At 71.3% G+C, this 11,884-nt stretch carries 14 protein-coding genes and 2 tRNA genes; 15 read left to right on the top strand and 1 reads right to left on the bottom strand.

Annotated elements, in window-relative coordinates; translation table 11 throughout:
• The first annotated feature begins 260 nt into the window (after positions 1–260).
• From proB to SSQG_RS12860, 5 genes are all read left to right on the top strand, one after another.
• Positions 261–1,367, top strand: a complete 1,107-nt coding sequence (proB, locus tag SSQG_RS12880; RefSeq protein WP_039932538.1) for a glutamate 5-kinase — start codon at positions 261–263, stop codon at positions 1,365–1,367.
• A 139-nt stretch (positions 1,368–1,506) separates the two neighbouring features.
• Entirely contained in the window at positions 1,507–1,995 is a 489-nt protein-coding gene (locus SSQG_RS12875; protein WP_039932536.1) for a hypothetical protein, read from the top strand.
• Between the two features lie 83 nt (positions 1,996–2,078).
• A complete protein-coding gene (locus tag SSQG_RS12870; RefSeq protein WP_003990197.1) occupies positions 2,079–3,365 on the top strand; it encodes a glutamate-5-semialdehyde dehydrogenase in 1,287 nt (428 codons plus the stop codon).
• A 169-nt stretch (positions 3,366–3,534) separates the two neighbouring features.
• Positions 3,535–4,134: a hypothetical protein gene (locus SSQG_RS12865; protein WP_039932534.1), complete on the top strand. Its 600-nt coding sequence runs from the start codon at positions 3,535–3,537 to the stop codon at positions 4,132–4,134.
• Positions 4,135–4,223: 89 nt separating this feature from the next.
• Positions 4,224–5,291: a hypothetical protein gene (locus SSQG_RS12860; protein WP_003990195.1), complete on the top strand. Its 1,068-nt coding sequence runs from the start codon at positions 4,224–4,226 to the stop codon at positions 5,289–5,291.
• Between the two features lie 37 nt (positions 5,292–5,328).
• On the opposite strand, the gene SSQG_RS12855 is transcribed toward SSQG_RS12860, so the two are convergent.
• Positions 5,329–6,462: a M48 family metallopeptidase gene (locus SSQG_RS12855; RefSeq protein WP_039932532.1), complete on the bottom strand. Its 1,134-nt coding sequence runs from the start codon at positions 6,460–6,462 to the stop codon at positions 5,329–5,331.
• 123 nt (positions 6,463–6,585) lie between these two features.
• Here SSQG_RS12855 and SSQG_RS41795 point away from each other — a divergent pair, with 123 nt between their 5' ends.
• The 10 genes from SSQG_RS41795 to SSQG_RS12810 all read left to right on the top strand — a co-directional run bounded on the left by SSQG_RS41795 (position 6,586) and on the right by SSQG_RS12810 (position 11,791).
• Positions 6,586–6,747, top strand: a complete 162-nt coding sequence (locus SSQG_RS41795) for a hypothetical protein (RefSeq protein ID WP_003990193.1) — start codon at positions 6,586–6,588, stop codon at positions 6,745–6,747.
• A gap of 165 nt (positions 6,748–6,912) precedes the next feature.
• Complete coding sequence (locus SSQG_RS41790) at positions 6,913–7,077, top strand: hypothetical protein (protein WP_003990192.1); 165 nt, start codon at positions 6,913–6,915, stop codon at positions 7,075–7,077.
• Positions 7,078–7,163: 86 nt separating this feature from the next.
• The gene (gene nadD, locus SSQG_RS12840; protein WP_003990191.1) at positions 7,164–7,907 is read left to right on the top strand and encodes a nicotinate-nucleotide adenylyltransferase; all 744 of its coding nucleotides are present in this window, start codon (positions 7,164–7,166) and stop codon (positions 7,905–7,907) included.
• A 16-nt stretch (positions 7,908–7,923) separates the two neighbouring features.
• Entirely contained in the window at positions 7,924–9,621 is a 1,698-nt protein-coding gene (locus SSQG_RS12835; RefSeq protein WP_039932530.1) for an LCP family protein, read from the top strand.
• Positions 9,622–9,735: 114 nt separating this feature from the next.
• Positions 9,736–10,182: a ribosome silencing factor gene (gene rsfS, locus SSQG_RS12830; protein WP_003990189.1), complete on the top strand. Its 447-nt coding sequence runs from the start codon at positions 9,736–9,738 to the stop codon at positions 10,180–10,182.
• Positions 10,173–10,844 (top strand): histidine phosphatase family protein, encoded by a 672-nt coding sequence (locus tag SSQG_RS12825; RefSeq protein WP_003990188.1) that lies wholly within the window; start codon positions 10,173–10,175, stop codon positions 10,842–10,844. Before rsfS ends, SSQG_RS12825 begins: the two co-directional genes overlap by 10 nt.
• 76 nt (positions 10,845–10,920) lie before the next feature.
• A tRNA-Ala gene (locus SSQG_RS12820) sits at positions 10,921–10,993 on the top strand.
• A 200-nt stretch (positions 10,994–11,193) separates the two neighbouring features.
• Positions 11,194–11,367 (top strand): hypothetical protein, encoded by a 174-nt coding sequence (locus SSQG_RS40920; protein WP_003990187.1) that lies wholly within the window; start codon positions 11,194–11,196, stop codon positions 11,365–11,367.
• Between the two features lie 3 nt (positions 11,368–11,370).
• Complete coding sequence (locus SSQG_RS12815) at positions 11,371–11,604, top strand: hypothetical protein (RefSeq protein WP_003990186.1); 234 nt, start codon at positions 11,371–11,373, stop codon at positions 11,602–11,604.
• 114 nt (positions 11,605–11,718) lie between these two features.
• Positions 11,719–11,791: transfer RNA gene (locus SSQG_RS12810), tRNA-Ala, on the top strand.
• Positions 11,792–11,884 lie beyond the last annotated feature (93 nt).

Genomic DNA, 11,884 nt, shown 5'->3' with positions numbered 1-11,884 from the left:
CCTCCGGACGACACGCGCGTGTCGAGGAAGCGAGGAGGGCGACTGCCGGACCGCTGTGCCGCCGGACCGTAGCGGAATATCGCCCTCCTGTCTTGGGGTGGGACGGGATCAGGGGGGCGCTCGTCCTCCCGTGACCCTCCCTGCACCGTCCGTAGCGTGGACCGGCTCCGCGCCCTCCCCCACGGGTCCCGTAGATTTCCTGGTGAGGACCGGAACGACGTGAGGGGACGGGCGGCGACGTGGCAGGGGCAAGACAGGGCGTGGGCGAGGCCCGCAGGATCGTCGTCAAGGTCGGCTCCTCGTCGCTGACCACCGCGTCGGGCGGTCTGGACGCGGACCGCGTGGACGCGCTGGTCGACGTGCTCGCCAAGGTCCGCAGCGGCGGGGAACGGGAGATCGTCCTGGTCTCCTCGGGCGCCATCGCCGCGGGCCTCGCCCCCCTGGGCCTGCGCCGCCGCCCCCGGGACCTGGCCCGGCAGCAGGCCGCCGCCAGTGTCGGCCAGGGCCTGCTGGTCGCCCGCTACACCGCCTCCTTCGCCCGCTACGGCGTCCGCGTCGGCCAGGTGCTGCTGACCTCCGACGACATGAGCCGCCGCGCCCACCACCGCAACGCCTCCCGCACCCTCGACAAGCTGATCGCGATGGGTGCCTTCCCGATCGTCAACGAGAACGACACCGTCGCCACGGACGAGATCCGGTTCGGCGACAACGACCGCCTCGCCGCCCTCGTCGCCCACCTCGTCCACGCCGACCTGCTGGTGCTGCTGTCCGACGTGGACGGCGTCTACGACGGCGACCCCGGCAAGCCCGGCACCTCCCGCATCGCCGAGGTGCGCGACCCCTCCGACCTGGCCGGCGTCGAGATCGGCAGCGCGGGCAAGGCCGGCGTCGGCACCGGCGGCATGGTCACCAAGGTCGAGGCCGCCCGGATCGCGGCCGCCGCCGGTGTCCCCGTCGTCCTCACCAGCGCCGTCCACGCGGCCGACGCCCTGACCGGCCAGGACACCGGCACCTACTTCCACCCCACCGGCAAGCGCTCCGCCGACCGGCTGCTGTGGCTCCAGCACGCCTCCACCCCGCAGGGCGCGCTCACCCTGGACGACGGTGCCGTCCAGGCCGTCGTGGAGCGCCGCAAGTCACTGCTGCCGGCCGGCATCGCGGCCGTCGAGGGCGAGTTCAGCGCCGGCGACCCGGTGGAGCTGCGGGACGCCACGGGACACGCGGTGGCCCGCGGGCTCGTCAGCTTCGACGCCAAGGAGATCCCCCGGCTGATCGGCCGGTCGACCCGCGAACTGGCCCGCGAGCTCGGACCCGCGTACGAACGCGAGGTCGTACACAGGGACGACCTGGTAGTTCTGCACCCGTAATAGGCCGAAACATCCGCCCCCGGTGGTGGACGTTCCGCAAAACCACCACGCGATCTCTTGTGGCCTGCTCAACTTTGTATCGGGGACGCGTTCCCCGGGGACATTTCGCCAGCAGCGCCACTGTGCAAAGGAGGCCGTCGTGAGACGAGTACGCCAAGGGGCCGCGCTGTCCCGTGGTGGTGCCGGCTCCCGCGCGGCCGGTGAGGAGCGCGCCCTGACGAGTGTGGCGGCAGGGGACCGGTTCCAGGCGGCCGGGGACCGGCTCAAGGGCGAGGAACCCGGTGACACCCCGCGCCTGTGGCACGTCACCCTCAGCGTCTCCGGCAAGGAGGCCCCGCTCAAGGAGGTCCGGCGCGCCCTGGAGCAGCTCGCCCACGACCATCCCTTCTTCCTGACCAGCCGATACGCCGTCGACCACGCGGAGATCCGCTACTGGGAGGAGGCCCGCGACCTGCACGACGCGGCCGCCGTCGCCCTGCGCCTGTGGGGCGAGCACCGGCAGACCGCCGGCCTGCCGCCCTGGGAGATCGTCGGCCTGGAGGTCATCGATCGCGTGACCTACCACCAGCGCATCGCCGAGGGGTACGGCCCACCACCCGCCTCGCCGGTCGGAGTCCACCCGTTCTGACCTGGTCCCGCCCCGGTCCAAAGCGTGTCTCGGGGTGTGGAACGAACGATGAACCGACCGGCCCGGCGCACTACGCTTCCCCCATGACCACGCTCTCGCCGTACGACTCCATGACCCCGGTCACCCAGGCCGCCTACCGGGCCAAGGCCGCCGCCGCGAGCCTCGCTCCGGTGCCGCGGGCCGAGAAGGACGACGCGCTGCTCGCCATCGCCGACGCGCTGGAGGTCCGTACGAGCGAGATCGTGGAGGCCAACGCCAAGGACGTCGCGAAGGCCCGCGAGGCCGACATCAGCGAGGGCATGATCGACCGGCTCACGCTCACCCCCGAGCGGGTCCGCGCCATCGCCTCCGACGTGCGCGACGTCGCCGCGCTGCCCGACCCGGTCGGCGAGGTCGTGCGCGGCTCCACGCTGCCCAACGGCATCGACCTGCGCCAGGTCCGCGTGCCGCTCGGCGTCGTCGGGATCATCTACGAGGGCCGGCCGAACGTCACCGTCGACGCCGCCGCCCTCTGCCTGAAGTCCGGCAACGCGGTCCTGCTGCGCGGCTCCTCCTCGGCCTACCAGTCGAACGCCGCCCTCGTGCGCGTCCTGCGCGACGCCGTGGGCGGGGCCGGGCTGCCGGCCGACGCCGTCCAGCTCGTGCCCGGCGAGAGCCGTGACAGCGTGCGCGAGCTGATGCGCGCCCGTGGCCTGGTCGACGTGCTCATCCCGCGCGGCGGCGCCTCCCTGATCAACACGGTCGTCCAGGAATCCACCGTCCCGGTCATCGAGACCGGCACCGGCAACTGCCACGTCTACGTGGACGCCGCCGCCGACCTCGACATGGCCGTCGAGATCCTGATCAACTCCAAGGCCCAGCGGGTCGGCGTCTGCAACGCCGCGGAGACCCTCCTCGTCCACCAGGACATCGCCGCCGAGTTCCTGCCCCGGGCGCTGGACGCGCTCGCCGAGGCCGGGGTCACCGTGCACGCCGACGAGCGCGTGCAGGGCTACGCCAAGGGCTCCAAGGCCACCGTCGTCGAGGCGACGGCCGAGGACTGGGAGACCGAGTACCTGTCGTACGACATCGCCGCGGCCGTGGTGGACTCGCTGGAGAAGGCCGTCGAGCACATCCGGCTGTGGACCTCCGGCCACACCGAGGCCATCGTCACGACCTCCCAGCAGGCCGCCCGCCGCTTCACCCAGCTGGTCGACTCGACCACGGTCGCGGTCAACGCCTCTACCCGCTTCACCGACGGCGGCCAGTTCGGCTTCGGCGCCGAGATCGGCATCTCCACCCAGAAGCTGCACGCCCGCGGCCCGATGGGCCTGCCGGAGCTGACCAGCACGAAGTACATCGTCACCGGCGACGGGCACGTACGGCGCTGAGCCACGGACGGCGCTGAGCCACGAACGGCCTAAGGCGTCATGCGCGCGGCCGCATAACCGTGCGGGCGCATATGCGCGCGGCAGGGGCGGACCGGCCGGGCGCGCGCCGTGCGGCACCCTGTGAACGCCGTCTCAACGGGTGGATGAATTTCCATACCGTCTGCCCAAATTGACCCCCCAGGTCTACTCTGGAACCGTGCCGGAGGACGTGGGGGGCACGCCGTTTCCGGACGGCCGGGAGCCCGACGACGACCACGACCGCGGGGTGTCGGACGAAGAGTTCGCCTCCGTGGTCTTCGACGAGGCCTTCGTACGCGCGGCCGTGGTGCACGAGCCGACCGCCGTGGAGCGCCTCCTGGCCGCGGCACAGGCGAGAGCCGAGGCATCCGAGGCGGAGGCGCGCCGCGCCCACTCCAGAGGCGAGCGGTACGACGACGGGTACGGCACCGACGGACCCGGCGATTTCGGCCATGATCCCGACCTGGACGAGTTCGACGACCCCGACCTCCTCGAGGACCACTACGGCACGGGCCCGTACGCCAAACAGGTCCGCTGGCACCGTCCCGTCGCCTGGGTCCTCGCCCTCGTGATGGGCGTCGGCATGGTCGCGCTGGCCTTCACGGCGGTCTACCGGGGCGCGAACTCCGGTCGCCAGGAACCCGCCCCACCGCCCGCCTCGACCGGGCTGGAGCAAGGCAGCGGAGTAACTCCCTCGGCCTCCGCCGACCACTCCCAGCCTGCCATCTCGGTGATCCCGCGCAACCCCTGACCGGAACCCGCCCGTAGGGGTGAGAACCTGTCAGAAGTTGTGGTGGAGCAGGGCGTTTACCCGACCTTCCGGAGACCTACCCTGAAGATATGGGCGGGCCTGCAGACCCACCTGAGGGGCCCGAGGGCGCTCCCGGAGGTGGAGAGGACGAGTACCGATCCGTCGTTTTCGACGAGTCGTTCGTCCGCGCTGCCCGCCTCCAGGAGTTCTCCGCGCAGGAGCGCATGGCCGACCACGCGCCCGCCGTGCGCCGCCGCCCGCCCCTGCGCCGGGGCCTGTCCCGGCAGGCGCTGGTCCTGGTCCTCCTGATCGCCGTCGCCTTCGGCACCGCGATCTACATGGGCGTCCGGCACCCGTACCAGAGCCCCGCCGCCCGGGAGTCCGTCGAGCCCCTGCGGATGACCGTCATCCCGCTCGTCCCCGAGGGCAAGGTGCCCGGCACGGCCGACACGGCCTATCTGTACGAGCACAGCCCGGCCGCGCAGTTCAAGTCCGGCGCGGAGGGCGTACCGCTGCCCGCCTCGCGCCGCACTGAGCACTTCTCGGACAGCCAGGTCGTGACCGCCCTGAGCACCGCCAAGGACTACATCGTCCGCTCCGCCCTCGACCCCGAGGTGCTCACCGGCGGTGAGGTGCGCGCCGTCCGGGTCCTGCTCGACCCCGGCCAACTGGACCAGTTCGACCAGAGCTTCGCCCGCCCCACCGCGGACGGCCGGCACGCGCCCACCGGCTGGCTCGTCCGCTTCGACCCCTCACGCGCGGAGCTGGCCGACCGGCGGGTGCGGGCGCAGGGCACGCTGCAGGCCGCCGAGACCGACTCGTCCACGCTCGAGGTCACCGCGGACCATACGTTCGTGTACGCGCTGCGGCCGGCCGGGGCGGACGACAAGACCGAGGCGTCCCTGTTCACCGTCCGCCGCGAGCTGCACTTCCGCTTCGACCGCGACGACCTGCGCCTGCACCAGGCGCAGCTCGTCGTCTCCTACGTCCAGGCCGGACCGCTCTCCTGCGCCGAGGACTCCACGCACCACCTGCGCCCCCTGCTCGCCGGCCAGACGGCCAAGGAAGGCGGCCCCGCCGGTACCGACCCCTACGCCACGGGCAGCGCCACGGCCCTGTGCGGCTCGCTGGCGACCAGCGCGCAGCCGAAGGTGTGAGGCGGGCTTGTGCGGGCTCCGTGGACCGGCTGGTGACTCACCCGCCGTCGCGCGGCGGCTGGTCGTCCCCCGGGGCCTGCGACGAGCCGTTCTCCGGGCCGTTCTCCTGGCCCTGTGGCGGCTTCTGCGACGGGTTCGTGAAGCCGCCGAAGCCGCGGCGGACACGGTCGCCCAGGTCGCCCGCGCCGCCGGCGAGGTCGGTGACCAGCTTCATCAGCGGGTCCTTGGAGCTCTTCACATGGGTCGTGTAGTGGTTCGCCGACTCCCGCCAGGAGTCCCGGACCGAGGTGTCCTTGTCCTCGTCGCGCCGCGGGTAGTGGCCGTCCATGATCCGCTGGTAGTCCCGCGACTCGGCCCACTTCTTCAGCTCGGCCGCCCGCACCGTGGTGAACGGGTGGGAGCGCGGCAGCACGTTGAGGATCTTCAGCACCGAGTCGCGCAGGTCGCCCCCGGCCTCGTACTCCTCGGCCTGCTCGAGGAACGCGTCCACGTTCATCTCGTGCAGATGATTGCCACCCGCGATCTTCATCAGGCCCCGCATGGACGCCTGAAGGTCCTGCCCGACCAGCAGGCCGGCCCGGTCCGCGGACAGCTCCGACTTGCGGAACCACTCGCGCAGCCCGGTCACGATCGCCATGATCGCGAGGTTGCCCAGCGGGATCCAGGCGACGCGGACGGCGAGGCTGGTCAGGAACAGCAGGATGGTCCGGTAGACCGAGTGGCCGGACAGCGCGTGCCCGACCTCGTGCCCGACGACCGCCCGCATCTCCTCCTCGTCGAGCAGCTCGACGAGCCCCGTCGTGACGACGATGATCGGCTCGTCCAGCCCGATGCACATCGCGTTCGGCTGCGGGTCCTGGTTCACGTACATCGGCGGGACCTTCTCCAGGTCCAGGATGTAGCAGGCGTCGCGCAGCATCACGTTCAGATGGGCGAACTGCTGGTCCGAGACCCGCACCGAGTCGGACAGGAACAGCAGCCGCAGACTGCGCTCGGGCAGCAGGCCGCTGAGCGCCTTGAACACCGTGTCGAACCCGCTCAGCCTGCGCAGCGCCACCAGGGCGGAGCGGTCGGCCGGGTGCTCGTAGGTACGTGAGGAGATCCCGGGGAAGCGCCTGCGCTGCCTGCTCGGCACGTGCTCGTGCCCGGTGTGCTCGTGGCCGTCGGACATGTCTTCCCCCATGCGTCTGTGTGGCCTTTGCGGCCCTTTGTGCGGCCCTTTGCTTCCCCGAGGCAGAGCCCAGCCTAGGCGGAGTTACGGTGGTCGGGCAGTACAGCGAAGGAGACCACCGCCATGGAGCGCCACCCCGCAGCAGCCTGGCTCGCCGAGGCCGCCACCGCCGCCGACCGGCACGGGGGGCCGGGGGTGCTCCGGGTCGTTCTCCTCGTGATGATCGTGGGATGCGTGCTGACCGGGTGGTTCCTGCTGCGTGGCTACAGACGGAAGGACGACTGAGTCACCGGGAAGGTTCCCCCGCCGGGCCCCGGGACCGGGCCGGGCGGCGCCGCGCACCACCGCCCGCGGCCCGATGAGGCGGAGTCGGCGTGATCGCGGTCGAGGCGCCCGCTTACGATGAGCCGACGTCTTTATCCCGCCCACACGCGATAGGTCCTGCCGAAGATGAGCTTCCACAGCACCGCTGCCCAGTTGGTCACCCTCGCCGCCGAGGGCGAGGAGCACGGCGGAAACCACGAGAGCCTCAGCCCCTACCTCACCGGTGGCGGTGCTCTCTTCATCCTGCTGCTCCTGCTGTGGATCACCACCCGCTTCAACCGCGACCGCTGAGCCCGGCACGGCGCCCCGTGCGGGGTGGCCCCGGGGACCACGGGGGCGGCCGGAGCCCTCAGGCAGGGCCGGTAGGGTCTGCACGCATGGGAGAGCAGGACATGCCTACCGGTCCGGCGAACGAGACGCCGCACGACCCGGCACAGGACACGGCGCGCGGCACCGAGCGACCCTCGGAGCCCCGCCGTGCCGCCGCGGTGGCGCGCCAGATCGACGGCCCGGGGAAGAACCCCGCGCAGCCGGGCAAGCGCCGCCTCGGCGTCATGGGCGGCACCTTCGACCCGATCCACCACGGGCACCTGGTGGCGGCCAGCGAGGTCGCAGCGGCGTTCCACCTCGACGAGGTGGTGTTCGTCCCCACCGGCCAGCCCTGGCAGAAGAGTCACCGCAGCGTCTCCCCGGCAGAGGACCGCTATCTGATGACGGTCATCGCGACGGCCGAGAACCCGCAGTTCTCCGTGAGCCGCATCGACATCGACCGCGGCGGCCCCACCTACACCGTGGACACCCTGCGGGACCTGCGCGCGCTCAACCCCGACACGGACCTCTTCTTCATCACGGGCGCCGACGCGCTCGCCCAGATCCTCACCTGGCGGGACAGCGAGGAACTGTTCTCCCTCGCGCACTTCATCGGGGCCACCCGGCCGGGCCACCACCTGGACGACTCCGGACTCCCGGAGGGCGGCGTCTCGCTGGTGGAGGTTCCCGCCCTGGCCATCTCCTCCACGGACTGCCGTGCGAGAGTCGCCAAGGGCGACCCCATCTGGTACCTGGTGCCGGACGGAGTCGTGCGCTATATCGACAAGCGCGAGCTGTACCGCGGCGAGTGAGCCGAGAGGGGCACCGGTGAACGACCGATACGACCCGGGGTACGGGGGCGACCAGTACGAACTCGTCGGCTACGACGAGTACGGCCGGCCTGTCTACCAGCAGGTCCCGGCACAGCAGACCCAGACCTACGACCCGTACTCCCAGCAGGGCCAACCGGGACAGCAGGGCCAGCCTGGACAGCACCAGGGCTACGGCTACGACCCGTACGCGGCCGGGCAGCAGCAGCCCCCGCCCGCGTACGACTACGGCGGCGGCCGGCACTACGGCTCCTACGACCCGTACGCCCCGGGCCCCCAGCAGGGCGGCGGCCAGGCCGCCCACGACCCCTACGGCCAGAGCGCGGCCGGCGCCGGCACGGCCCGGCAGCCGCGCGTCGCCGAACAGACCGCGCACATCCCGCAGCAGGCCGGACCGGCCGACGGCGAGGTCCTCGACCGGTCCGAACCGGACTACCGCACCGAGCAGTTCGCCTTCGTCGAGGAGCCCGACGACAACTCCGAAGACGTCATCGACTGGCTGAAGTTCACCGAGAACCGCACCGAGCGCCGCGAGGAGGCCCGACGCCGCGCCCGCAGCCGGCTCGTCGCGCTGGCCGTCGTCTTCGCGCTCGCGGCGGTCGGCGGTGTCGGCTACCTCTGGTACGCGGGGAAGCTGCCCGCCCTCTCCTCCGAGGACTCCGCGACGGGCACCGCGACCGCGGCCGGCGCCCAGAAGCGCGACGTGATCGTCGTCCACCTGCACAACACCAAGGGCGGCACCTCCACGGCCCTCCTCGTCGACAACACCACCACCAAGCGGGGCACGACCGTCCTGCTGCCCAACTCCCTCGCCCTGACCAGCGACGACGGCACCACGACGACCCTCGCCAAGTCGGTCGACGACGACGGCTCCGACGGCACCCGCGACGCCCTCGACTCGGTCCTCGGCACCGACATCGAAGGCACCTGGCGCCTGGACACCCCCTACCTCCAGAACCTCGTCGACCTCGTCGGCAACATCGAGGTCGACACCGACACCGACGTCCCCGACCCGGCCGCCAAGAAGAAGGGCCAGGCCCCCCTGGTCAGCAAGGGCAAGGGCCAGACCCTCAGCGGCAAGATGGCCGTCGCCTACGCCACCTACCGCGCCCCCGGCGAGGCCCAGAACGCCCAGCTGGAGCGGTTCGGGCAGGTCATGCAGGCCGTCCTGCGCAAGATCTCCTCCGACCCGCAGGGCGCGACGACCACGATCCAGACCCTGTCGCAGATCCTGGACCCGTCCCTGACCGACAAGGACCTCGGCTCCTTCCTCGCCGGGCTCTCCGACCTCGCCAAGGGCGGCGACTACAGGACGGACCTGCTGCCCGTCCAGAACGACGGCACCCTCAGCGCCCAGGCCAGTGCGGGCGTGGTCAAGAACGTCCTCGGCGGCACCGCCAAGAGCCCCGACAAGGACGCGGCGGTCAGCGTCTCCGTCCAGAACGCCAGCGGCGTCAAGGACAACACCGAGAAGGCCCGCGTCGTGCTCCTCAACGGCGGCTTCACCTTCCTGGAGGGCGGCACGCCGGGCGCCGCCCGGGCCACCTCCGAGGTGGTCTACGCGGACGCCGCCCACAAGGCGGACGCCGCCGAGGTCGCCAAGACCCTGGGCCTGCCCCCGGGCTCCGTCACGAAGGGCAAGATCTCCTCGAACGCAGGCATCGCCGTGGTCCTCGGCCAGGACTACGAGCCCTAGTCCGACCAGGCGCGGCAGGAGCGCACCCCCACGTGATCCCCGTCATCGCGTGGGGGGCGCCCGGCGGTCCGTGAGACCCTTGGGGGCAAGTGACCGCCGACCGAAAGCCGTGTAGTGACCGTCACCGACCGCTCTCAGGAGCTCATCAACACCGCCGCCCACGCGGCCGCCGACAAGCTGGCGCACGACATCGTCGCCTACGACGTCAGTGACGTGCTGTCCATCACGGACGCCTTCCTGCTGGCCTCGGCACCCAACGACCGCCAGGTCAAGTCGATCGTCGACGAGATCGAGGAGCGGCTGCAGAAGGAACTCGGCGCCAAGCCGGTGCGCCGCGAGGGCGACCGTGAGGCCCGCTGGGTGCTGCTCGACTACGTCGACATCGTCGTCCACGTCCAGCACAGCGAGGAGCGCGTCTTCTACGCCCTGGAGCGGCTGTGGAAGGACTGCCCCGAGCTGGAGCTGCCCGAGGACGCCAAGGCCACCCGGGGCAAGGCCGAGGAGCACGCCAAGCTGCGGGCGGCCGAGGAGGCGGCGGAGCTGGACGGAGACTGGCGGTGAGCCCCTTCGGCGAGACCTCCGGGCCGGGCCGGGGCCGCCGCGTCATCCTGTGGCGGCACGGCCAGACCTCGTGGAACGTGGAGCGCCGCTTCCAGGGCACCACGGACGTCGAACTCACCGAGACCGGCGTCGCCCAGGCGCGCCGTGCCGCCCGCCTGCTGGTCGCGCTGAAGCCGGACGCGATAGTCGCCTCCGACCTGAAGCGGGCCGCGCACACGGCCGCCGAGCTCGCCGCGCTCACCGGCCTCGACGTGACCCACGACGAGGGCCTGCGCGAGACCTACGCGGGCGTCTGGCAGGGCCTGACGCACGAGGAGATCATCGCCCGGTACGGCGAGGAGTACGCCGCGTGGAAGCGCGGTGAGCCGGTGCGCCGCGGCGGAGGCGAACTGGAGACCGAGGTGGCCGACCGCGCCGCCCCGGTGGTGCTCCGGCACACCGAGAAGCTCCCCGAGGGCGGCACGCTCGTCGTGGTCAGCCACGGCGGCACCATCCGCACCACCATCGGCCGCCTCCTCGGCCTGGACCCGCACCACTGGGAGAGCCTCGGCGGCCTCTCCAACTGCTGCTGGTCGGTCCTCGGCGACGGCGCCCGCGGCTGGCGCCTGCTGGAGCACAACGCCGGCACCCTGCCGGAACCGGTGCTCGGCGACGACGACTGACCCCCGGATTTCACTTTCCGGCAGGTCGCAGGCTAAAGTTCTTCTTGTTCGCCCCGCCCGACGGGGACGAACACGAGGGGCTATAGCTCAGTTGGTAGAGCGCCTGCATGGCATGCAGGAGGTCAGGAGTTCAATTCTCCTTAGCTCCACGTCAAGATCCCGTTCCCGTCCAGGGGGCGGGATTTTTCGTGCCCCGCCTTGAGTCGGTCAGGCCTGCTGAGGCGTATACCTCTACGGTCACGACGCCTGCCGTGTCCGGACTGGTACTGAGGCGTCGCTGACCGTATTGGTCCGGCCGTGGCAGAATCAAACGGCCGGAAGGGGGCGCGGCCCGACGGGAGGAGTAGCGATGCCTGCGAGCATCCTCGAGGAGGTCGACCACCTCCTCGGAGCAGCGGTGACACGAGATCTGTCCACCCGGCTCAGCTGCCCTTCCTGTGGTTCCGCGCACGTGGCCCAGATGCTCGGCGACAACGGGGGGATCTCGTACGTGTGCACCGCCTGCGGCCACAGCTGGAGCTGATCGATGGGTGCCCACAGGCGGAAGTGCGACTGGTGCGGCAGCGGGACTCCGATCGTCCGCGACATGGAGCCGCTCAATGCCGACTACCAGTACTGGTGCGAGGAGTGCGCGCGGGCGCTGATCATAAAAGGCGACCCGATCGTGACGTACCGCGAACTGGAGGGCGAGCCGATCTACGGCCGGCTCCTGGAGGAGCACTGCACGCTCAAGCGGTTCTATTCGTTCGTCACGGCCTGAGGTTCGGGTCCGTCATAACGGGCATTTCGGGCAAGGCGAAACCGATTTGGTGTTGGGCCCGATGGGCCAGTAATGTTGGCGTCGCCGCCAGGGAAACCGGGGGCAACGCAACGAGGGGCTATAGCTCAGTTGGTAGAGCGCCTGCATGGCATGCAGGAGGTCAGGAGTTCAATTCTCCTTAGCTCCACAGTAGATGAGAAGGCGGGCCATCCGATCGGATGGCCCGCCTTCTTGTGGTGTGTACGCGTACGGCGGGCTCCCCCGGAGGGGAGCCCGCCGC

Source organism: Streptomyces viridochromogenes DSM 40736 (assembly GCF_000158955.1).
Lineage (GTDB): Bacteria > Actinomycetota > Actinomycetes > Streptomycetales > Streptomycetaceae > Streptomyces > Streptomyces venetus.
The sequence above is the reverse complement of the archived record's forward strand: the minus strand, read 5'-3'. Positions and strand labels throughout refer to the sequence as shown.